Source organism: Streptococcus suis (assembly GCA_024583055.1).
In the GTDB taxonomy this organism is placed as follows: domain Bacteria; phylum Bacillota; class Bacilli; order Lactobacillales; family Streptococcaceae; genus Streptococcus; species Streptococcus suis_V.
This window is the reverse complement of sequence record CP102145.1, coordinates 1-22,181: the sequence shown is the minus strand read 5'-3', so window position 1 is coordinate 22,181 and position 22,181 is coordinate 1. Positions and strand designations below refer to the sequence as shown.

19 protein-coding genes and 4 pseudogenes are annotated in these 22,181 nt (G+C 40.7%); all 23 read right to left on the bottom strand.

Annotation, left to right across the window (positions count from 1 at the left end):
• Positions 1 to 52 precede the first annotated feature (52 nt).
• Complete coding sequence (galE, locus tag NQZ91_00115) at positions 53 to 1,066, bottom strand: UDP-glucose 4-epimerase GalE (protein UUM57829.1); 1,014 nt, start codon at positions 1,064 to 1,066, stop codon at positions 53 to 55.
• Positions 1,067 to 1,163: 97 nt separating this feature from the next.
• Entirely contained in the window at positions 1,164 to 1,340 is a 177-nt protein-coding gene (gene rpsU / locus NQZ91_00110) for a 30S ribosomal protein S21 (GenBank protein UUM57828.1), read from the bottom strand.
• Between the two features lie 93 nt (positions 1,341 to 1,433).
• Positions 1,434 to 2,066, bottom strand: coding sequence for a TIGR01906 family membrane protein (locus NQZ91_00105; GenBank protein ID UUM57827.1), 633 nt, complete (start codon positions 2,064 to 2,066; stop codon positions 1,434 to 1,436).
• On the bottom strand, positions 2,056 to 2,829 hold the full coding sequence (locus tag NQZ91_00100) for a TIGR01457 family HAD-type hydrolase (GenBank protein UUM57826.1): 774 nt from the start codon (positions 2,827 to 2,829) through the stop codon (positions 2,056 to 2,058). The genes NQZ91_00105 and NQZ91_00100 overlap by 11 nt, the downstream gene beginning before the upstream one ends.
• Positions 2,830 to 2,838: 9 nt before the next feature.
• On the bottom strand, positions 2,839 to 3,156 hold the full coding sequence (locus NQZ91_00095; protein UUM57825.1) for an NUDIX domain-containing protein: 318 nt from the start codon (positions 3,154 to 3,156) through the stop codon (positions 2,839 to 2,841).
• A 116-nt stretch (positions 3,157 to 3,272) separates the two neighbouring features.
• Positions 3,273 to 4,436, bottom strand: a pseudogene (locus tag NQZ91_00090) (glucan-binding protein).
• A gap of 256 nt (positions 4,437 to 4,692) precedes the next feature.
• Positions 4,693 to 5,691 carry a nucleotidyl transferase AbiEii/AbiGii toxin family protein gene (locus NQZ91_00085; protein UUM57824.1) on the bottom strand — a complete coding sequence of 333 codons (999 nt, stop codon included), beginning with the start codon at positions 5,689 to 5,691 and terminating at the stop codon, positions 4,693 to 4,695.
• A gap of 2 nt (positions 5,692 to 5,693) precedes the next feature.
• On the bottom strand, positions 5,694 to 6,296 hold the full coding sequence (locus NQZ91_00080) for a DUF6088 family protein (protein UUM57823.1): 603 nt from the start codon (positions 6,294 to 6,296) through the stop codon (positions 5,694 to 5,696).
• 67 nt (positions 6,297 to 6,363) lie between these two features.
• Entirely contained in the window at positions 6,364 to 9,165 is a 2,802-nt protein-coding gene (locus NQZ91_00075; protein UUM57822.1) for a phage tail tip lysozyme, read from the bottom strand.
• A gap of 1 nt (position 9,166) precedes the next feature.
• Positions 9,167 to 11,517: pseudogene (locus NQZ91_00070) on the bottom strand (AAA family ATPase).
• Positions 11,474 to 11,827 (bottom strand): PrgI family protein, encoded by a 354-nt coding sequence (locus NQZ91_00065; GenBank protein UUM57821.1) that lies wholly within the window; start codon positions 11,825 to 11,827, stop codon positions 11,474 to 11,476. The pseudogene NQZ91_00070 and the gene NQZ91_00065 overlap by 44 nt, the downstream one beginning before the upstream one ends.
• 61 nt (positions 11,828 to 11,888) lie before the next feature.
• The gene (locus NQZ91_00060; protein UUM57820.1) at positions 11,889 to 12,743 is read right to left on the bottom strand and encodes a conjugal transfer protein TrbL; all 855 of its coding nucleotides are present in this window, start codon (positions 12,741 to 12,743) and stop codon (positions 11,889 to 11,891) included.
• A gap of 18 nt (positions 12,744 to 12,761) precedes the next feature.
• Positions 12,762 to 13,004: a hypothetical protein gene (locus NQZ91_00055; GenBank protein UUM57819.1), complete on the bottom strand. Its 243-nt coding sequence runs from the start codon at positions 13,002 to 13,004 to the stop codon at positions 12,762 to 12,764.
• A 17-nt stretch (positions 13,005 to 13,021) separates the two neighbouring features.
• Positions 13,022 to 13,561: pseudogene (locus NQZ91_00050) on the bottom strand (TraG/TraD/VirD4 family protein).
• A gap of 103 nt (positions 13,562 to 13,664) precedes the next feature.
• The gene (ltrA, locus tag NQZ91_00045; GenBank protein UUM57818.1) at positions 13,665 to 15,575 is read right to left on the bottom strand and encodes a group II intron reverse transcriptase/maturase; all 1,911 of its coding nucleotides are present in this window, start codon (positions 15,573 to 15,575) and stop codon (positions 13,665 to 13,667) included.
• An 808-nt stretch (positions 15,576 to 16,383) separates the two neighbouring features.
• Positions 16,384 to 17,658: pseudogene (locus NQZ91_00040) on the bottom strand (type IV secretory system conjugative DNA transfer family protein).
• Complete coding sequence (locus NQZ91_00035; protein UUM57817.1) at positions 17,658 to 18,146, bottom strand: hypothetical protein; 489 nt, start codon at positions 18,144 to 18,146, stop codon at positions 17,658 to 17,660. The pseudogene NQZ91_00040 and the gene NQZ91_00035 overlap by 1 nt, the downstream one beginning before the upstream one ends.
• A 77-nt stretch (positions 18,147 to 18,223) precedes the next feature.
• Complete coding sequence (locus tag NQZ91_00030) at positions 18,224 to 18,808, bottom strand: CPBP family intramembrane metalloprotease (GenBank protein ID UUM57816.1); 585 nt, start codon at positions 18,806 to 18,808, stop codon at positions 18,224 to 18,226.
• Entirely contained in the window at positions 18,805 to 19,044 is a 240-nt protein-coding gene (locus NQZ91_00025; protein ID UUM57815.1) for a transcriptional regulator, read from the bottom strand. Before NQZ91_00025 ends, NQZ91_00030 begins: the two co-directional genes overlap by 4 nt.
• 8 nt (positions 19,045 to 19,052) lie before the next feature.
• Positions 19,053 to 19,436, bottom strand: a complete 384-nt coding sequence (locus NQZ91_00020) for a hypothetical protein (protein ID UUM57814.1) — start codon at positions 19,434 to 19,436, stop codon at positions 19,053 to 19,055.
• Positions 19,437 to 19,446: 10 nt separating this feature from the next.
• A complete protein-coding gene (locus NQZ91_00015; GenBank protein UUM57813.1) occupies positions 19,447 to 19,875 on the bottom strand; it encodes a hypothetical protein in 429 nt (142 codons plus the stop codon).
• A complete protein-coding gene (gene dcm, locus NQZ91_00010) occupies positions 19,859 to 21,214 on the bottom strand; it encodes a DNA (cytosine-5-)-methyltransferase (GenBank protein UUM57812.1) in 1,356 nt (451 codons plus the stop codon). The genes NQZ91_00015 and dcm overlap by 17 nt, the downstream gene beginning before the upstream one ends.
• Before the next feature lie 148 nt (positions 21,215 to 21,362).
• The gene (locus NQZ91_00005; protein ID UUM57811.1) at positions 21,363 to 22,181 is read right to left on the bottom strand and encodes a replication initiator protein A; all 819 of its coding nucleotides are present in this window, start codon (positions 22,179 to 22,181) and stop codon (positions 21,363 to 21,365) included.

Below are 22,181 nucleotides of genomic sequence, written 5' to 3'. Positions count from 1 at the left end.
TTCTTCTGCACTATTACAAAAAGAAGATGTGAGCAATTGCTCACATCTTTTCTTAGCCTTCATATCCATTTGGATTTTTAGACTGCCAGTTCCAGGTATCGCGGCACATGTCTTCAATGGTTTTTTCGGTTTTCCAATTGAGTTCAGCTAGCGCCTTGTCTGCGTTGGCATAGCAGGTTGCCACATCGCCAGGGCGACGGTCAACAATTTTATAAGGTACCGGCACGCCATTGACTTTTTCAAAGGCTTGTACCAACTCTAGTACGCTGGTTCCCTGACCAGAGCCGAGATTATAGGTATGAACACCAGTCTCACCAGAAATTTTCTCAAGAGCCTTGATATGACCAAGTGCCAAATCAATCACGTGGATATAGTCACGGACACCGGTACCGTCCACTGTATCGTAATCATTACCAAAGACGCTGAGCTCTGCACGTTTACCAACGGCAACTTGTGCGATAAAGGGCATGAGGTTGTTTGGAATACCAGCGGGATCTTCACCGATAAGACCCGATTCGTGGGCACCGATTGGGTTGAAATAACGGAGAAGGGCCACTGACCAGTCGCTATCTGCTACCGCCACATCACGAAGGATTTGTTCCAACATGACCTTGGTATAACCGTAAGGATTGGTTGCGCTGGTTGGCATGGTTTCCACAAGCGGTGATGGATTGTTGAGTCCATAGACAGTTGCGCTGGATGAGAAGACAATCTTCTTGACACCAAATTCTGCCATGACTTCGACCAAGGCAAGCGTTGACATGATGTTATTTTCATAGTACATGATTGGTTTTTCAACCGACTCACCGACCGCCTTGTAGCCTGCAAAATGAATAGCAGACTCAATCGTTTCTTTCTCAAAAACCGCACGGAGGGCGTCCTTATCCGCTACGTCTAATTCATAAAAAGTCGGACGTTTGCCTGTGATTTCCTCAATGCGATCCAAGACCAAAATGCTTGAATTAGACAGGTTGTCGACAATGACAACATCTTTGCCCAATTTCTGCAATTCAACCACTGTGTGGCTACCAATATAGCCTGCTCCACCTGTTACTAAAATACTCATAGGTACTCCTTTGAATGTCCAAATAATGTATATCCATTATATGAAACTTCGCCTAAAATGTAAACAAAAAACAGCCCGAAGGCTGTCTGAAATTCAATTAGAATTTTTTACGCTTGCGAGCTGCTTCTGATTTACGTTTACGTTTTACAGATGGTTTTTCGTAGAATTCACGTTTACGTGTTTCTTGAAGAGTACCAGCTTTAGTAACCGCACGTTTGAAACGACGAAGAGCATCATCAAGTGATTCGTTCTTGCGTACTACTGTTTTTGACATTTTTTCACTCCCCTCAATTTCAAAGTCCTAACTATTTTACTACTAAAAACTATCTTTGTCAATGATTTTTCATGATAAATCTGAAAAATTATCCTAGTTAGTTTTCCTGGTAGATTTCACTGTCCACGCCAGCATTGCCAAAGAAAAGAGCTCGTAGAGAACGAAAAACAAGATAAAGCAATGAAGGAAAAATTCCTGTGGAAGTATATAAATGACCGGGTCTGTCAGTGGGTCAAAGAGCCAGGTCGAATCACCTGGAAAGAGCAGGTGATGGAAGAGAACAAAAAAGCTATCAAAACCAATCAGCAAGCCCACTAATGCAATAAGCAAAGGAGCTAGTGACATCCACAAAAAAACAGTTCGATAGAGCTTGCCATATCCTTTCCTCACTATTTCTTTCCAAAAATAGAAAACCGCAGGCAAACTAATCAGGAAAATGCCTTGAGCCAGATGAAAGAGATGCTTGACATCCGCGAAATGTTTTAGACCATCAGCTGAAGAGGAAAAATTGGGCATATCTAGCACTTTGGCAAATGGATTGGTCAGATAGTTCATCAAGATATTAAAATTATATGAAATATCTGATGACTTCATGTAAACAACTTTTTCCAACCCCAAAAAAGAAATCTCAAGCGGATAAACTAGCCAAGCTAGATAGATGGTTCCTAGAACTGCTGCCGACAAGACAAATAAAATCGTTCCGATAATCTGTAACTTAGTTCTCATCAAAACTCCATTCATCTAGGCTGTTGAGGACATGGGTTGGAGCCAGGGGTAAGTCTGCTACTTCTTCTGGCTTGGTAAATCCAGTCAGGACTAAAAGAGTTGGAAATCCATTGTCAATCCCTGCACGAATATCTGTCAGGTAGTTATCCCCGACCATAACCGTTTGGCTACGCTCCGTCCCTAAAATCTCCAGAGCCTTGTCCATGATAATGGCTTCAGGCTTACCGATAAAGGTCGGCTCTACTCGGCTAGCAGCTTTCAAAAGCGCAATAAGTGAGCCTGCTCCTGGCAAATGACCTCTTTCAGTCGGAATGTTCAAATCAGGATTGGTACCGATGAAGGTAGCTCCCTTTTGAATAGCCAAGGTGGCAATGGTCAGTTTTTCATAGGTCAGCTGAGTGTCCAAACCGACAACAACATAGGCTGGATTTTCCGTGTCTTCCACATAACCTGCCTCAAAAATAGCAGACTTGAGCCCGTCTTCTCCAATGACATAGACTGTCTTTTCCTTGCCCAAGTCATTCATATAATCTACTGTCGCTAGACTGGCTGTATAGATGGTTTCAAGCGGTGTCTCAATGTTAAAGTTTTCAGCCAACATAGCCTGCACCATCTCAGGACGACGGGTGGTATTGTTAGTCACGAATAAATAGGGAATCTGACGTTCTTGCAAGCCATGAATAAAACGTTCACCAGCAGGAATCCGCTTTTTCCCTTCATAGATCGTCCCATCTAAATCGATCAAATATCCTTGATAGGTCATACTTTCTCCTTAATCAAATCGTGTTTCCCAATGCTCAGATTGACTAGCTTCCAAGCAAAGTGCTAACTGCTCAGCTGTATTTTTCCCAAGGTAGAGCGGTGGTAAGTCATCTAGACTGAAAAAGCCACTGGCAACTGTTTCCGAATTGGGCTGAAATTCTCCGCCAAGGAGACGGCATAGAATGAAGACCTTGATCACACGGTGGGCAGACTTGGCAGGATTGTTCTTGTGCTTGTCCAAAATCGCCACCACACGTTGAGCCTCCACATCCAGCCCCGCTTCTTCCTTTACTTCCTTGACCACATTGTCCTTGACAGACTGGTCCACATCGCACCAACCCTCTTATGTCAAGTAAATGACACTATTTTTCTACACTGCAAACACCCTTATTATACCACAAAGCTACTTTTCAAGAAAGAGACTCGCTATTACACAAGTCTCTCATTGAGGGCTTGAGCAAGGGCTTCAGAAATATAACCTTCTGCACCTTTTGAAATCTCGGCTAAGTCACGTTGATAGCGTTCCAATTCTTTGGTATTATAGGCATCAATCGCTTCATTCTCTTTTCTGGCTGCGGCTTCTTTTTCTTTATTACGTTTGGTAATAGCTTCAATCTCAGCTGCTCGATCTGAAACTAATTGTTGTTTCTCCTGATTAGCTTGATCTACTGCGGCTTGACCTGCACGGTTTTCAGCATCAACAGCTGCTTGACCAGCCTGATTACGCCTTTCAATGGCTTCATTATCTGCCTTTGCCTTAGCAAGTCCAGCTTCATTTTCTTGTTGAATGGCCTGATTTTTCGCAACAATATCATCTGCCTTTGTTTTCTTTGTTAGATAATCTGCTACAGCTTGTTCGTTAGTTGATTGAATGGTTTCAACAGCCTTGCCATAGTTTGTATAGTCAAGTACAGATGTCCCATTTCCTGATGAAACTACTTGTTCTTTCACTGTCACATCAGCATCTGAATACCGAGTTTTTAGGTCATTGACTTTGGTATCAACCCAAGTATTTGAATCTTTACCAGTTTGGTTGGCCCCCTCATAGGCCTGTGACAGCTCCTTATTTTCCTGTTCGATGCGGGCTTTATTCGATTCGTATGTCGCTTTGTCAGCTTTGTAGGTTTCAGTAACTTCATTGATAGCCTTAACTTGGTTTTGGGCATCTGCTTCAGCTTTTGAAATTTGTTGGCTGGTCTCTGACGCAGAAGTTGTATTCCCCAAATCCATTGGGCTATCTTCAACCGTAGAAACACCTTCAGCCTTTGCCTGTTCCACTGCTTGTGTTACCGTATCATGTGGTACGGTGACAGCAATTGCACCGTTAGATTGTCCAGTTGATGCCATACTTTCAGTTTGTTCAGAAACAGGGGTTGGTTGTGCTTCTGGTAAATTCGTGGCTGGATTCTCCGTTCGTTGGATGGTGGTGTCAACTGATGGAGTAACTTCATCAGCATGTGCAACCGTTCCTCCCCAAGCAACAACAGCTGTCACCATGGTTCCAAGGGCAACCGAACATAAAGTACGATATTTTTTACTCTTGCGAAAGACGTGTTTCTCGCCTTTTTCCTGATTGACAAGAAAGTGATGATTACATGTTTTGGTCATAAATAGTCCTTCTTTTCTTTTATTCTTTAGCAACATACTGTCACTCTTTATTAGATACGAGGGCGTTAAGCGAGCACGACAAAAATAGAAGTTTTGACGAAGAACTTTCCGTTCTAGGAGAAACTCTCTTTTTTGTACAGCTAGTAGCCCAAGTTCAATACCATCATAAAAAAGAAGGCTTGATTTTGTTATCACAATAAATTGAGGGAGAAGAAAAAAGCCACCCATAAAAGTGGGTGACTAAAATAATTGATGTCTAAAGTTTATGGATTTCTTTTTCTAAATTAGCGATAGTTGTTAACAACTCTTCAAATGATGGCACAGACCCATAAAACATTTCTTTCATCTGGTTGTAATCTGATTCAATTTCATTCAATCTGTAATCATCTGGAAGTAATCTGATTCTTTCAATAGTTGCGTCTTCATATTTTGCCCATTTTCGAGGATAAAATTTTTCCTTAAATGAAACAACTTTCTCCAATAACTCTTGATTCATAAAGGCTCTATTCTTATAAATCGAATGGGCAAGACAGTAAATATCATAATAATGCCGTGCATAGCGTATAGGGATTTTACTATCTGCTGGTCTATTTGCCTCATGATGTAAAATTGTAGCTTTTTCCCAAAAGGTTCTCTCAGGTAAAACAGTCCTAACTGAAATACTATCTCCCACAAATAGCATAGGGTAAACCTTGTATAAATCAGGAGTAATCTCTACCATTTCAGAGGGTGTCCAGGCAGCTAAAGCACCAATTTCTAAGCGAATGACTTGCTTCACATACTCTGATTGGAAACTTGTCGGATATTCAAAAAGTACTGTTTGTGGGTCATTTACATCTATACTAATTTGAAAATCATCTTCAATCAGTTTCGCAAAATCTAACCTCATCTGTGGAATTAACGTATTCACAAGAAAGTCTTCTGCTTTTAAATTTGATTCCTTATTGAACTTGTCCTGTTGCGTATTTGAACGGGATTGCCACGGTTCGTCTTTACCATATCCAATAACCTGCCAATCCAAGATTAAATCAATATCTTCTGAGAATCGCTTAATTAAATCATAGCACTTAGAAAGACTTGTACCCCCTTTAAATGTAAAAGCATCCTTCCATTCACTCTTTGTAAAGAGATAGTTGAGTACGAAACAAACCCAATAATCTTTTTCAACGATCACTTCATTGATACCAAGTCTCTCCGCAGCATTTCTAATAATGGCTTGAAGGTCGTCTTTGGAAATTTTTTTAAATTCTAGCATCTTTAGGATTCTCCTATTTTTTTCAAGATTTTATAAATCCATGCACTGGTAGTCTTGCCTTCCTCAAGAAGTTTCTCTTTATCACTTTTAGTTAACCTTTTCTTAAGATAAAGAATCTGTTCTTCTGAAATATTATCTTTTCCAATAGCTTTGATGGCTTGAATAACTAGTGCAGTTAATTGTGACATATTTGAAATGGTACTGTTTGTTGTTCGCTTGAATACTAGCTTCGTATTTCCAATTAAAAAATTTACATACCGTCCATCAGAAATATATGTCCATTGAGCTGGAACTTGTGTTGACAACCCTAATAAATTTAAAGCTGTGTTCCCTGAAGGTGCAATTGTCCAATTATATTTTCTAGCAATGGCAATAGCCACTTCATTTATTGAAGGAGACTCAAATTCCCCAATCAACTCAATAAACCTTGGTTTGTAATACACACCGTTTACAATACGTTGAATCGTTCCATCGTTAACAAATCGATTCAAATTTTTTCTAATTGTCTCATAATCAGCGAGCTCTAAAAAATCATTTGAAATAAAGACTGTGCCGTCTGGCAGATTATCAATCTTACTATTTATTTTAGACTTTATGTTAATCAATTCCTCACCACCTTGTCCCAAATATTATACAATATTTGGGACAAAACGACAACTATCTTTCTGGAGATTATTTCGTCGTATAAGCAAAACTCAAGCTACTATCCACTCCAGATAATTTACGGAAGGTGTAGTTGGGATTACCATTATAATTGGTTTCGGAGATAAGGAATGAGCCATCTGGGTAGACTTTTTCGACGAAAGCCACATGACCGTATTCTGTTGGTGTGCCATGTCCTCCTCCCGCAAAGGAAAGTATAGCTCCTGCTTGCGGACTTGTCCCTGTCTCTCCACCTAGACTTGCGGCTGTTCGTACCCAATCTTGGCCATTGCCCATGGTACTGATAATTGGAATCTTCTCACCGTTTTTACCTTTGAGTTTTAGACCCAGTTGGTTGATACGGGCTGCAACTCCCCAAGTACATTGGCCGTAAGCGTAACCCATACCGTCACCACCTCCTGGAATAGAGTTTTCAAAAAGGTCTCCTCGTACAGCTTCAAGTGCTTTTGGATCACTTTGTGCTGTCCCACCGTTGGGTTGACTAAAGCCTTTTTCAATTTGGTAATACCACTCACTTGCTCGTGTCTGACGTTCAAGTAGCTTATCACCACTATTTCCTTCCCAGTAAATGAGAAAGAGTTGGGCAAGACTAGCTGGACTACCTGTATTTTTGAAGAAGTCCTTTAACCAGTTGGTGTAATAAGGACTATCCCCATGCAACATGAAATCCAGTTGTAACCCTAAGTCATACCACTTTTGATGTTTTCCTTTGGCATATTCCAACAATAAAGTATGTCTGCGTGACCCATCCGCGGTATCTGTCCATTGGCCTAAGCCTAAACCACGTTTGAGAATATTTGGGTAACGTCCATTGTATATAGTTGGACCATTAAGTGAGAGCCAGCCCTCATCATCCCAAGAACTATCTGTCGCACCAACAGGTGGAGATAAATAGTCGCCTTCAGCTCGTTTTGGATTAATGGAGGATTCTACCGACCAGTTACCTAGAATGGCTGCGATAGCTTGATTGGTCGCACCTTTGCTTTTAAGATAGTCATAAATTGCCTTGGCTCTCTCGAACTCATCGCCGCCAAACTGACCGATAGTTGGAAGAATGGTGGTCTGAACCTGGATCACTTTTGGAAAGTAGAATGCTGGATTGACATAGACCAACTTATCCGTGTCATCATCAACTTTTTGATAGGTGACTTTTAGACCCGTTCCATCCTTGGTCTCACCAATTATGTCTCCTGCCAAGACTTGTTGATTTTCACTGACTCGGCCTGAATGAATGCCAAACAAGGTTAGTTTAGTCTTATTCACTCCCTTACCAGATGTCAAAACAACGTTCTCTCCATCAAGAGATACCTTACCATCCATAGGAGCCACAATGACTTGGCCTTCTTTTGCTTCTAAGATGATATGGTGATGCAGCGTTGGTTTCTCATCAATGACCTCATAACCATATCGGTAGGTCATGTTTAAGCTATCCTCATCGGTCTGTCCCTGAAAGGGATTGTCCAATTCTTGAAGGGATAAATAGTTGCCTTCTTCGGTCAATTCCTTTAGTTCTTCCTGGTCCTCATCAGACAGCTTGTAAGCAGGTTCTTTATATAAGTCAGACATGGATTTAATAGAATCACTACCATTTAAGTCCGTCCACACTTGACTGAGAAATGCTTTGTAGGTCGCACCACCTGTTTCCATGAAATCGTCAAGCTTGTAGTCTTGGTATTGATGATTCATGTAAACCATAATCTCATCAATCTTGGTGTAATAGGTAATTCCCTTTTCGTTGGATCTAGTATGCTCCGCATCTTCCCACGTCATGTGGGTATAGGCCTTGGTCAATTCCATCTCATCTTGTTGAATGACACTGCTTCCTGACACACTCATGAAAAAGCTCATCATCAAAAGGAGTATCAAGAGAAGGCCTGAGACAATCCAAGTCAAAGGATTTCCCGCAAGGACAGAAAAGAAAGTCATACTTCCCTTAATGGCTTGGGCAATCCCCTTAACTCCTGCTAGACTGTGCTTTCTGGCATGCTTTAAAAAGGTTTGGTAGCGTCTTCTTGGTTTAAGAGGTTTCTGGCGTGTAAATCCTTTTCCCTTTTTGAAGTTCTGGAATCGTTCCTTTCCATGAGAAAATTTTGTTTTGGTAAACCGCACACCAGTCTGTCCACTTTTTACTGCCACCTTACCTGCTTGATAGGTTAACCTGCCATAGCGTCTGACTTTCAGGCTAGTATCCTTTAGGGTTCTAAGTCCATCTAAATCATCATCCTGTGCTATCAGGTCAAACGATTCAGATGCAGCTAAGCCCAATCCAGCTTTGACTTTGGTAGAACTTTTCTTAGACTTTCGGACTTTCTTGAGTTGTTTAACCTCACGCTTGACAGAACTTACGTCTTTTTCTGCACTGAGTCGATCAAATGATTTTTCTTGGTGAAACTGAAAGCGAGACTTCAGGGAAGAATTTTCTTTTTGGAAAGTAAACTTGGGATTAACCGATTTTGACTTTTCCCTTAGTTTCACTTCTGACAGATGTTTTCTTGCCGTCCGCAAACGTTCTTGAGCTTGCGGAAGTCGATAGTTCTTGATTTCCTTTACCTTCAACAGTTTAGGAGAAACATAGGTAATTTCTTTTAAGAACTTCTCTTCTGCTTCCTTTTGGCTACTGAGTAGATTTTCTTTTAACTCTATTTTCTTATCTTGAAAAAGAGAATTTTGGGCTGGTTTTCGAAATCGTCCTTTTTTAGGAACAGTCTGTCTTAAGGTCCTAACTTCTTTCCGATAATGCATACGGGCCGATTTTAAGTTGCTTCGAAAGTTTTGCCTAGCCTGTTTGACTAGCTTTTTATCCTCTTTCATCTCATGTCCTCATTTTTTCAGGGTCCGTACTCATGATGTCAAAGAGCTTGGTGTGTTGTGGAATCTTATTCTTGAATGGGACAACGGTGGAACCGGCCTTAATTAAGCCTGCCCCTTTTTCAGGATTAACTAAGTACTTCTCCAGCTCTTTAGAAAGCCCAAGCATATGCACCAATTCTTCGCGATCGCTCTTAGCCTGTTTTAAAAGAATCATGAACTCGCTATTGGCAATAATGCGTCTGCCATTGGCATCCAAAAGAAGCGTTTCTACATTCTGAGTAATACCTGTCGGTATCGCCCCATACTTACGGACACGACTCCAAAGTTTGAAGAAGAAATCAGAAGCGTACTTATCCAGCAACAATAGCTGCATTTCATCAAAGTAAATCCAGGTCTTCTTCCCTAGTTTTTGATTTTTCACCACACGATTCCAAATCTGGTCAAAGATAACCATGAGGGCAATCTGTTTTAATTCATCGCCTAACTTTTTGACATTGTAAATCAGGAAATGACTGTCTGTTTTAATATTGGTCCTATGTGAAAATATGTCCAGCGACCCTTCCACATAGAGTTCCATATCCAGTGCCAAGTCCTTAGCTTCCTGTTCAGGTTGTCGAGCTAAGACAAAGACCCATTCGACCAAGGACGGTGTGTCAAAATGCTTATATGTCAAGCGTGTCACACGATCTATCAAGGATTTTTCACGACCATCCATTTTGCGGTCTAAGAGCTTTCCTATCCAAGACAAGAGAAATTCGGACTTAACCTTAACCGGATCCTCATCCATATTCTCATCAGATAGATCTAAGACATTTAAGAAGGTAGTAGAATCTGGGGCAATATCAATACTCTCCCCACCAAAGGCTTGACCGATAATGCTGTACTCGTTTTCTGGGTCAACAATAATAATTTCAGTATCGCAATCTGCTTCCTTGAGCTTAGTAGAGATGATTTCATGTTTTGTCGCCATCCCTTTGCCAGCTCCAGAAGTCCCTAAAATCAAACCTGACGGAGTATTTAACTTGCCACGGTCAATACTGATGATATTACTTGAGATTTGATTGATGCCATAAAATTTCCCACCCTTGTCCTGAATATCAACGGAAGTCCAAGGTGCATTCACGGCAATATTTGAAGTCAATAGAGACCGAGAAACACCTTCGAGATAGTTCTTCCCAAATGGCAAGAGACTATTAAAGGCAGCTTCTTGCATATAGGTCAAGTTATCAATAATCATAACATTAGACCCTGCCACTTGCTTGATAATATCAAGAGATTGTTTGAGTTGATCTTCAGTATCCGCAAGCACGCCAATTAGAAATACGGTGTCAAACAGTTTATCTCCTGTTTGGGTCATGGTTTGAAGAAGAGCCTCAGCTTCATCGATGTTGTTCTCAAGAACATGGCCGACCTTCTCCAAATAGATTCCAGTCCGAGCCATTTTTTGTTGTTCACCAATCTTTTGTGATTCCATCAAGGTCTTCTTGGTTCTTAGCTTGGTCATGGTTTCAGACTTGGTAGAGCCTTTGGCATGTAGGCTAATCATCACTTCCAAATCTGACTGCATGAGGTCTCGAATAAATTTATCCCCTAGCTCCATACCATAGTCACGAACATAAGCAATCTGTAATAATCTATCGTCCAATTCAATATGATTCTTGTATTTAAAGGAAAGGTAGGTTGGGGCAATAAAGTGTTTGGTGGATTGACCTGAGAGGGTCAAATCCTCGTAAGAAAACGGGAAATGATTTTCACCTCGTAACATATCCGCAAGGACATTCACTCGCTCCTCTCCACCAAGAAGACCAAGAGATACAGCAATCTCTGAAAAACCACTCCTGAAATATTCTCCAATTTGCGACAGAGAACGAAAAGCTAGTTTTGGTGTTTGGTCGCTCTTGCCAAATGAAAGAAACTTGACGGCTGAAAAGTTGTTCTCACCCGCCTCTAAGTTGGCATCCATCATGCGATTCAATTCATCACGATAAGCATCAAACCCATCTTCCTGCAAGGGATAGAGAATACTCTTACGGAATTTTCCAGATTGACCTTTTGATTGAAAATGGTCAGTTGGAAATTGGTCTGATCATCCAGTGAATTGATTAAATCGGAATATTTCTCAACAATAGCTCCCTTATCGTCTAAGCCAACTGTTTGGTAATTAACATCTCCTAAGAGATAGGTTTGTGAGAAATAGCTTGGACTGACCTGCATAAGGCCATTCTGAAAAAGTCCTTGATAGGCTAACGTATTTACGGTAGAAGGGCTGATTTCCTGTTTCTGTGTTTTCATCTTTTGCTTTTTGTCATTAGAAGAGGTCTTTGATTTCATTGAGTGTTTTAATTTTTTCACGTTGGTCTCCTTTTCTTCCAGTAAATGTGCGGTCTGGCACCGTTAGTTCATAATGAAAACGGTACTTGAGGTATATTTCAAATGGTAAATCGTTGGGGCGATAGACCCCAAATAACATGAGTGGAATGGTAAAGCTAAAAACAAAACCATAGACAAACCAATCCCCAAATTGCCAATAAAATAGGTTCAAGCCCAAAACCAAAATGGTTAGGGCGACAGCTGGAAATACAAAAATAACCTGTCTAGTTGTAAATCCCAGCCATGCCCTGTGTTGAACCTTTGAGATGTCCTTAAAGACACGTGTGTTCATAAATGTTCTCCAATCTAAATAAGCTATAAAAAGAGGAGGCGAGATAGTGACTCCCTTCCTCCTACATCCCCAAAATACTTCGGGCGGTTCGTTGACTGCCAACCAAGGCAATGATTAACAAGATGGCCTGTACCAAGCCACCAAACATAATGGCAAGTGATTCCATCACTCCAGCTCCATTTGATACGGCAATCTTTCCAGCCGATTCAAACAAGGGAACAAGAGATACAATTAGAAAAATCAAAATACCTTGAACGGCATAGACCATGATGTTTTTAAGGTAACCAATCCCAACACTTCTCCAGTCATCACTAAGGAAGGTCGGAATGGTAACAGGGGCAAAAGGAATCATCAGATAGAGTTGGATAAAGCGAATGGTAATCAAGATATTGACAACCATGATGCTGGCCATTCGTACCAACCAAATGAGAATCGCAAAAAAGCCAATAATCATTTTTCCTACAATTCCAGATCCCTTAATGCCTGAGATGGTATCATAATTAGCACCACCATTCGTGACAAGACTTGCCACTTGTTCAATAACATATGAGGCAATGGCAATAATGGCTTCCACAATAACCGTCGTATTGGTAATCACGACCGCGACCATGATGTAGCTGACAATCATAGGTGCTATGGCTTCAAAGGTCATTGCACCGCCTGAGTTTGCGATTTTCTTGGCCATTTTTGAAAATTCGAGTACAATAACTACCGCAAGAATAGCTACTCCCAAGGGCTGCATAATCCCCTTGGTAATGGCTGTCATGTAAGACCACACCGTCGGATTAAAGTCCGCTAGTGACTTAACCAAGTTGGCGGTTGATTCTAAATCCACTTGAAACCCTTCAAAAAGGCTGTCGCTAGATACTTTTTCAGAGGCTAGAAATACAAAAGGTGACGTAAAATTCATTATCATGTCATGTGCTGTCCTCCCCTAAATGGTAATCTGAGTCACAAAAGCACCAGCGGCTCCCACCATGACCCCACCAACAATTTCTAGAATGGCATTTCGGACACCTGGCCCACCATCTTTAATGTTGGTTGAAAGGTTGATAATGCCCATGACAACAAGAAAGGCTCCTACTGCAATCAAACCTTTTTGTAATAGAGACATGGCTTGGGAGAACATGGAGCTAGCGTCCACCCCGTAAACAAAGCCTGATAGTTTTTGATTCATATAATTCCTCATTTCTATTAATGTAGTGTCGTTTCTGTGCTTAAATCCCTTATTTTATGGCCTGACAAATCTACCTCTTCCTCAGCGGTTAGGGGATTGATATGATAGTGCCACCAGCGTACATCGGTTTCCTTATCCGCAAGCCATTTCCAATTCTTATGTTTAAGTGGAAAATATTTCTTGGTTCGAAAAACAGGAACTCCTGCAATGCGTACGAGGCATTCATCTCGTTTCATATTCCCGACTTCATCAGCCGTCATCAAGTCACGGGCAATTTTCTGGTGAGAGGTAGAACTTGAGCCAGTCTGCCCAAAAGAGCGACTGCTACTTCTGACATCAATGGTTTGTTTGCCTAGAAGACCACTCATAAATTTGAAAGTTTCCTCGTCATTTCCACCCAAATAGAGGAGGCTGTCACAGTTCCCCAGTATAGTTTTCCAAGCCTCTTTTTCCTTATAAAGTCCTTGGAGTTGAGCAATATTTTGGAGAATAGGCACAAGACTCATATTCCTAGAACGAACTGTTGAGGTTTGTTCGGCAAAGTCTGGGATTTCTCCGAATAGCGATAGGTAAGCCTCTGGTGTTACCACCTCGGGCTTTTCCCCCGCTCCACACCGTGCATGATAGTTTCCCATCACACGGCGTTCCACCGACTAAATCTTACTTTTTAGTGCCTATATAGTCCTCGAATTGTATCATTTCTAGCTCCCTGTGTTCACGAAGCTTATTGATTTTATCTTGCATTTCTTTGGTCAATGGTAGATTTTTGAGTAGCTTACTTACTTTATTGCTATTTTCTTCTCCTACCAAATCCGATACCTCTTTTGAGAGAATAATTAAATTCCTGTAAGTATCGTTTCTTTCTCCTTTGCAAGGCTTGATGTGTTCACAGACCATATCCACAATGGTCAAAGCATTATGCGTAACAGCACATTTGCCTTTTTGTGCTATATACCTTGAAAGAGCATTATCTGCCATCTCTAATGTAGGATAGAGATGAGCATTTTCCATCATATACTTCATAACTTCAAAGCTGATACAGTTTTCAGCGTCTGAGTATTTCCTCACATATTTGTTGACTTCACGTCTTTTATATTTTGGATATTCATAAGATACATATCCGACAGGAACAATCATACGACCATTTATCCATCTACATTGTTTGGACTTTCCGTACTTATCCAAGATGTATTTGCTTGTAATTTCACCTTGTTTCTCTATGGGAAAGCATCGTTTGTTATGATTCATTCCGTTACTTTTCCCTGTAACCTTAAAGGCTATTTCCGCAAAGTCGGATGACACAAGCGTTGCCATACAGTAATAATTGTGCATTCCCATTACCATAGCGTTGTAAAGACTTATATTTTTATCTAATTCACTTTGTTTGCTTGGGTTTTTAATATCTTTCCAAACAGAACCCAGTTTACTGATAACCTTGACTTTACTCTTATCTGCCATATGGGAACGAATAATCCACTTATTCCCTTTTGGTACTACCTTGAATTTTATTCCAAGAAAAGTCGTGTAGTTCTTTCTAAGGTTAGTAATTCCTGATTTTTCATCACTTGTCTTCAAGTGAAGATTTTCAGCTAACCATAGCTTTGTCGCACCCATTACCTTAACCGCTGTCACATAATCTCTACAGAATATTTTAAAATCATCCGCATATCTTACGATATACATTTCTTTTAAGTCGGTTTTTGCTCTGAGCTTGTTCCATTTCTGCGTTCGGTCTATTGTGAGTATGTTTCCCTCGTTATCAACCTTTGTAAACTCGTAGCCTGTACTTCCCTCTTTGATTTTGAACATTTCCCACTGATTAGCAACCCACCAGTCCAGTTCATTCAACACTACATTAGCTAATAGCGGAGATAGAATACCACCTTGAGGTGTACCTGTTTCTGGTGTGATGACGATATCTTTGAATAGAATATCTGCTTTTAACATTTGCTTGATTATCATAATCAGCTTTCTGTCCTGTACTCCCAATCCCCATAACTGACGGATAAGTTTTGAGTGGTCAATATTATCAAAGAATCCTGTAATGTCTACATCTACAACAAAGTGCAGATTTTGTATTTGTGCCATTTTATAGCACTGTGCTATTGCGTTCTGTGTAGACCTGTACGGTCTGAAACCATTGTTTCTTTCGTGAAACTTAGCTTCACAGATTGGCTCTAACACCTGTAAGACACACTGTTGTATCAGTCTGTCCCAAATACTCGGAATTCCAAGAGGTCTTGTCTTTCCATTATCTTTCGGGATTTCTACTCGTCTAATTTTCTTTGGTTGATAATAGTTCAACTTGTTTCTGATGGTTTTTATGACCATTTCGATAGGTAATTTCTGTATTTCTACAATCGTTTTACCATCTGTACCAGGAGTTTTACTCCCGTTATTTTTACAGATATTTCGATATGCAAGTATGATGTTTTGTTCAGAGACAATCATTGGCATGAGCCTATCAAATCTCTTACCGTTCAGGCTATCTTCATAAAGCTGATAACCTATTTCTTTAGCGTCATACCTTTCTGCATTTCGTTCTGCTTTATTTACAATTCGTTTTGCCATAGTAACCAACTCCTTATCGGAGAATGATTTTTTCTTAGTCGCACCACGACAGCTATGAAAATCTCCTTTTGGTGATTACTATATAGACATGAAAGAAAATTTAGTATCGGCTTGTGGCTATCCCTCCACCGCTTATTATCACGGTTTCTTTGGTACTGTGCCACTACTCTCACAACCACAAATGCACTTATTGTAGAAAATGTTCTTTCAGACTTTTCATTTTCGATACAACTACGGTACTTTGTCGCTGATACAGTCAGCTCCCGTATTGGTTGCTTTCCACGTTCCACATAACTTAGGATTGTTACCACTTAGGTCATTCCTTTAGCCCTGCAAGTATTATCTTCAAGACTTTTCTCAAGATACCTGTGTCCTGTAAACACAGAGGGTATTTCATACTAACAACTTTTACTTTACCCCACTTGCGTACCCACTGGTACACTGGCATTTCTACCAGCCATTCGTTTAGAGCCGTACATTCGGAATTTTGTCAGACCGCCTATTTGGTCATTCTAACCATATGGCAACCCCGCCCGCACTGTCACACACAACACCTACCTCTAGGTATCTTTCCTAGTATTTCTACTTTAGGGTGTGCTTCGCACGACTTCTCCGAGCTTATAACCTTAGTCGTCTGTATTCAACTAACGCTATTCGAAGTATTAGCGAATTCCCTTCTGGGCGTTACCCCTTCATTTGAAATTTTAGTTATGCAGTTCTCTAAAACCACATTATTAAATTATTTGTGACTTTAGGCTACGCTTTTGTCGGTTATTCCTACCGCTTTGGGCGTAGAACGTGTCACACCATTCGCAAACTCATCCAGATAGCTTCTAACATGAATCGGCAGTTGCCCTTTAAAGTCCACATCAGCCTGTCTGGTCAAAGTGGAGAAAACCGTAGAGAAAAATAATGCAGATAGAAAACGAAAGGTCGTATCATTATCTGGAATAACAAGATATACCATGGTCTTTTGAGTGCCCCACGTTTTCAAATCCATAGTGTCTTTTTGCGTCAAATCAATCACCGATTGAATATTAAAAAGGGCGAACTTAGCGGTCGTCACAGCAATGACCGAATCCAAGGTCTTGTCCTTGTAGTTCTGAAAATCCGCCCAGTTTCTCATGGTAAAGTTCCCATGACCGTATTTTTTAGCGTAATCTTCAAACAGGACTTCAAGAACACTTTTGTCCTGATTGTCTCCCTTTGATAAGAGTTTGATGAGTTTCCCAATCTCAGAAAAGGCTGGATAACGGCCACGCTTACGTCTTGCTTCCTGCTCTTGCTTGGAACTTCCTGGAGGATTGTAAAAATCTACCAAATAAGAGGCAATAGCTCTCACCAATGTCATGGAAGCCTCGTCCCAAAATGGATCACTGCGAGAGCCAGACCCACGGGTATTGTTAAAATAGACCGTTAACATGCGGTTCAAATCATTCTCTGTTTCTACATAACGAAAGGGATTAAAACCGTCTGAATTGGTCATATTAACCAAGTCTAAAACCTTGACCTGATAACCGTTTTCTAAAAAGAGCTTGCCTGTCTTTTCAGCCAAATGGTCTTTCGGATCTACGACAATATTGGAACAATTAAGTTGGATAAGGTTGGGTTTCACAAAGCGAAAGGTCTTACCTGCCCCAGAACCCCCAATGACAATCAAATTTTTATTTCGGTCAAACTGGGGTTTCTTCTTTTCCAACAAGGTTAGACGAACATCACGAGCCAAAATCGTGTCATTGAAAGGATTCTTACTGTAAAAGTTCCGCTTTTCCTTACTGGTTCCAAATCGTGCAGAACCGTATTCTTCCCCTTCTCGATAGACTTTCTGTCCTGTCGATACATAAAGATAGACTAGTGTGATCGTTAGTATTCCAAGGATAAAGGCAAGAAGAGATTTTTGAGTAAAGGAAAATAGCCATAAAGGATTGAAAACCTGATTTAACCCATCTCCTAAGAGGTAGGCAATACGTTCCATAGGTGGGGCATTGGTTAAACTATCATAGAGTAGGGTTAGACGATGGCAGAAATAGCCAAAGGCGAGACCCAAGAGTCCAAAGACAAATGCTTTTTGCCTGGAATACATTACAAGGTCACCTCCTTGGTTTTGACTGCCGAAGGTTCTGTCACTCTAATTTTCTCTTTGGCCAGTTCTATCTCTTGATCCAAGGTTTTATCAAAGGTTAAACCTTCTAGCTTCTCTGGATTAGACATCAGTTTCTTCAACAATTCATCCAAGTGATGATCGAGCAAGGTCTTATCCTTGGCAAAAAAGTAGAGATAGTCTTTTTGCCAACTAATTGCGATTGGCAGTTTTTCTGACTCCATTAACTCCTTGAATTTCTCAACATCAATTGGCTTATCTAGGATGTCTTTACTAACATCAATCGCTTCAATGGCGTAAGGACTTAGAAGGAGTTCTTCCAGTTTTTGAACCCCAATCTTATAAGCTGAATCTTGAGCCAAGGCTTGCCTAGCCGACCATTCTAAGAGCTTTAAGAGGGTTCTAACTGTCAATAAACTACTTCTTTCCACGTATTGCATCGCTTGACGTTCTTGTTGTTCAGATGACATGGTGACCTCCTCTTTTTTTCGATTCCCTATCAAACATAAGGTGTTTCCATAATACGGAAACACTCTTGATTTTGGTATCACAAGAAAGTTACGACATAAGCCAAACTATTCCAAAGTAAATGTAAGATGATTGCCGTCATACAATCAGTTTTCAATCGAACAGCAGCCAAGGTCAAGCCAAGACAGCTATAGATGAGCCAACTCCCTAACTGATTGGGGCTATGGGATAGAACAAAGAGAAAACTGGTCACGCCTATTTGTACAAAAGGGAATATCAATTTTTCCCACAGCAATTGCCTATAAACAATTTCTTCAAGGATACTTGCATTGGCCAGAAACAATAAAAAGATAACATAAGGAACCTGTTTTCCTACTTGTACCAATACCGCTTGATTCCTAGTCTGACCTGGAAATAGGAAGCTGATGAAGACTGCAAAAGCAACCATAGCCACAAAGCCAAGAAGCAACCAACTTAGGCGATTTTGTACGCCCACAATTTTTAATTGAACAGTTTTATGACGGGCAATCTCTAAGCAAGTCACACTTAATAGGACCAATTGTAGCAAGACTATTCCCTCTATTGTCAGATACTCTTTCAGGTATAAACTCACCAGAAGACCGTTAAGCTGTATAGCTAGATAAAACAACACTATCCTTATCATTGCCACCTCTTGAATAAATCTTCATAATCAATGTCTAAGACTAGAACGATTCGCTCAACCCATCTTGTTTGTGGCATCAGGCGATTGGATTTGTAATGTCGCAGTTTTTGATAGAGGCGATTAAACTCACTGGGATAGACATATTGACCTTTGAATACCTTTCGAGCTAGTTCTGCCCAAGTGATTTCTCTTTCTGAGAGTATGATTTCTAAATTATCCCAAAATCGTTCATTCATCTTCACACCTACCCTGTCACTTGTTTCATCAGACTAGCCTGAAACAGCTCTTCTTTTACTTGTCTGGGAAGAAAGGTACGCACTTCGTCTAGCCCAATAGCTGGATAGACATGATTCTGACAAACAATGAGTGGCAACCGAAGATTCTGGTCTGGCTTTTGGAGAATGAGCTGAATCATCTCATTCAAACTTATCGAATATTGACGTTTAAAGCGAAGAAATCGTGGCGACAGCAACTCAAAACAATCCGTGGTTTTGGCAAAGAGTGACAGTAAGATTTCACGGTTTACATCACACGCTTTTGTACAACGATAAGTCACCCCATAGGTCGTCAAAATGGTTAGTAAATCTTGATTTGTATTGGCATTATTTCCTAGATATACCTCAAGCATAGGCACCTCCTTATAGGATTAGGCTATTTTCAACTGTTGGTTCAGGAGTTGAGAAATAGCGACTCATATCAATGGGCATCCGTCCTTCACCAAAGCACTTGACTATCACTAAAGTCGTTAAAATGCCATCCTTTCCTCTAGCAGAATAATTTTCACCAAAGGCACGAAAGGCCAGGTGATTGTCTTTCGTCAGTAGTGTATCTACACCATTTTTAATATCCCTAGTTTCCATAAAATCCGAAATCTGATGAAGATTGGATTCGTAGAATAGGGGATCATTCATCTCTTTGTGGTAATCATCTTCAAAAGTCACCTCAAAGTCACAATCAAAATTGGGGAGCGACAGTATCTTTTGTAATAGCTGATTGGTTTCAGCTTGGTGAATATGTTCTTCTAATTCAGTACAATCTAGGATACTTTTCTTATGTAGTAAGTTCATGTTTTTCTTCCTCTTCCGTTCTTCTAAATTCTCTGGCAATGGCTTCAATAACTGTGACAGTCACGCTATTGCCGGCCTGTTTGTATAGCTGGCTCTTACTGGAAACACTTTCTGCTCTTTCATAAGCCCAATCAGGAAAGCCTTGAAGTCTGAAACACTCTCTTGGTGTCAGTCGTCTTATTCTCAGGCGATAAAGTTTTCCCTCTAAGACAATGCCTGTGACTTCATACCACTTATCCTGTCGATATTCCAGAGCAGCAACCACCACTCCCATATTGTCTGAAGTTGTCAAGGTATTGGATATTCCCTTTCCCACTCGTCCCCTACGTTTGGTTGAATCTGGATAAGCCAGATTGACAGAGTCTCCAAGAGTTGCCTTTGCGTACCCTGTTTTTGTGGCTTCCTTGATTTTCAGAAATGGCAGTTCCTCCCTCAGCAAAATCTTTGGCACCTTGTCTCCACCTTGCATGGTGGTCAAGGTCGGTGACAAGCCAGAAATGTCAAATACTCTACCGGTCTGGTCAAAGCTAGTCGGCAGATTTCCTGCGACAACAACCCCGTGTTTGTCTTGACTAGTCAAAGTAAACATAGGGTCTTGATTTTCCTTAAATCGACGACCATGTTGCCGTTTTTCTAGTCTATCTGGTGTTAAGACTGGAATGGCGATTTTAGCTCCCTCTCCTTTACCTCTTGTTAGTGTAGGAGCAAGTCCACTCGTCAGATAGACTTCGCCATTCAAACCACGTTTAGAGGGATTGATATTTCCTAGCCTTTCAAGATGAGCTGGGCTGTTTTCTCTTCTGAGAGGAAATATGAATCTGGAACGGTATCTTCTAGAATGTCCGATAATAAAGACCCGCTCTCTGTTTTGCGGGACTTGGAAGTCCTTACTGTTAAGCACCTGCCATTCGACATCATACCCCAATTCATCCATCGTGGAGAGGATTGTGGCGAACGTCCGTCCCTCGTCGTGATTGAGTAGGCCTTTGACGTTTTCCAAAAATAGAAAACGTGGTTGGATTTGTTTGGCCGCTCGAGCAATCTCAAAAAAGAGAGTCCCTCGAGTATCTTCAAATCCCAGTCGTCTTCCTGCGAGTGAAAAAGCTTGGCAAGGAAATCCCCCGCAGATGATGTCAACTTGCCCTCTAAATTGTCTAAAGTCATGGTCTGTGACCTCTTTAATGTCATGGTATTCTATTTCCCCTTCTGTGTTAAACATGGCTTTATAAGATGTTCTGGCGAATTTATCAATTTCACAAAAGCCCAGGCATTTATGACCCTGTGATTCCATCCCTAGCCTAAAACCGCCTATCCCAGCAAATAAATCTAAAAATTTCATTTTTCCTCTCTTTCCAACTAAAAAAGAGCCTTACACTTGTAAAACTCTTGCCTATATATGTTCATCCATTTCAGGTGCACGGATGATTTCAACAATCAAAATGACGATAGAAATCAGATAGATTCCACCTAGTATCCACCAAATCAACTTAATCACCTCCCTTTACTTCTTGTCGTCTCAGTTGCTTGGTCCACTCTGACAGCACACCATTAAATACATATTCAGCTATTACTTCCGCTGACCGAGCAAATCGCATATGTTCCAATGCATACTGATAACGGTCACTAAAATAAATCATGGCATAGTCACTAGCCGACTGAGATAGACCCGACTGTCTTAACTGGTCATGAACCAAACCCCAAATATAATCTCGATCGTACTTGGTCACGCCATCGACTTTTGAAGTAAAGTTCTCTTCTTGTTTCTCATCTACTTGCTGCCTCTCCTCCTCGTCCTCAATAAGGAAATCACTCCCTTTAGTTTCACTATATTTAGTCTCACTTCCTTCAGTCTCACTAGGGGCTGAATTTAAGACCGGCCCCGTCTTTCTTTGAGACCCCCCTAGTGTTTTTTTAACACTAGCCCCGTCTGTATGTAAGACTGGGGTAGTTTCATGTTCTAATTCCCCCAAGTAAATTTTATTTGCCATTCGACCTCTTTCACTAGAGGACTGTTGGACTTCATCAATTAAGCCATAGTCACGTAAGTTTTTTTTGATTGAAAGTAATTTTGACTTTGAACAGCCTAATAGTGCCATCAGATTTGAATTGGAATAAATCAAATAAATAGCCCCATCCTCATCAATCCAACCTTTACTCAAAGACAACTCCAACCGATCTTTTAAAACCGCGTAGGCTACCTTAACCTCCAGCTTCATATCCTTATAACGTTCACTCTCAAACAAGACTTTTGGGAGTTTATAATAACGCTCTGATGTCTGATACTGATTAGCGGTAATACGTTTCAT

Excerpts from the sequence above, each read along its gene's own strand:
- NQZ91_00055 (UUM57819.1), bottom strand. The coding sequence starts at position 13,004 with ATGAATCAAAAACTATCAGGCTTTGTTTACGGGGTGGACGCTAGCTCC.
- NQZ91_00060 (UUM57820.1), bottom strand. The coding sequence starts at position 12,743 with ATGATAATGAATTTTACGTCACCTTTTGTATTTCTAGCCTCTGAAAAA.
- NQZ91_00085 (UUM57824.1), bottom strand. The coding sequence starts at position 5,691 with ATGCTAGAATTTAAAAAAATTTCCAAAGACGACCTTCAAGCCATTATT.
- NQZ91_00075 (UUM57822.1), bottom strand. The coding sequence starts at position 9,165 with ATGAAAGAGGATAAAAAGCTAGTCAAACAGGCTAGGCAAAACTTTCGA.
- NQZ91_00100 (UUM57826.1), bottom strand. The coding sequence starts at position 2,829 with ATGACCTATCAAGGATATTTGATCGATTTAGATGGGACGATCTATGAA.
- rpsU (UUM57828.1), bottom strand. The coding sequence starts at position 1,340 with ATGTCAAAAACAGTAGTACGCAAGAACGAATCACTTGATGATGCTCTT.
- NQZ91_00015 (UUM57813.1), bottom strand. The coding sequence starts at position 19,875 with ATGAACTTACTACATAAGAAAAGTATCCTAGATTGTACTGAATTAGAA.
- NQZ91_00030 (UUM57816.1), bottom strand. The coding sequence starts at position 18,808 with ATGATAAGGATAGTGTTGTTTTATCTAGCTATACAGCTTAACGGTCTT.
- NQZ91_00020 (UUM57814.1), bottom strand. The coding sequence starts at position 19,436 with ATGCTTGAGGTATATCTAGGAAATAATGCCAATACAAATCAAGATTTA.
- NQZ91_00065 (UUM57821.1), bottom strand. The coding sequence starts at position 11,827 with ATGAACACACGTGTCTTTAAGGACATCTCAAAGGTTCAACACAGGGCA.
- NQZ91_00035 (UUM57817.1), bottom strand. The coding sequence starts at position 18,146 with ATGTCATCTGAACAACAAGAACGTCAAGCGATGCAATACGTGGAAAGA.
- NQZ91_00005 (UUM57811.1), bottom strand. The coding sequence starts at position 22,181 with ATGAAACGTATTACCGCTAATCAGTATCAGACATCAGAGCGTTATTAT.
- NQZ91_00105 (UUM57827.1), bottom strand. The coding sequence starts at position 2,066 with ATGAGAACTAAGTTACAGATTATCGGAACGATTTTATTTGTCTTGTCG.
- dcm (UUM57812.1), bottom strand. The coding sequence starts at position 21,214 with ATGAAATTTTTAGATTTATTTGCTGGGATAGGCGGTTTTAGGCTAGGG.
- NQZ91_00025 (UUM57815.1), bottom strand. The coding sequence starts at position 19,044 with ATGAATGAACGATTTTGGGATAATTTAGAAATCATACTCTCAGAAAGA.
- galE (UUM57829.1), bottom strand. The coding sequence starts at position 1,066 with ATGAGTATTTTAGTAACAGGTGGAGCAGGCTATATTGGTAGCCACACA.
- ltrA (UUM57818.1), bottom strand. The coding sequence starts at position 15,575 with ATGGCAAAACGAATTGTAAATAAAGCAGAACGAAATGCAGAAAGGTAT.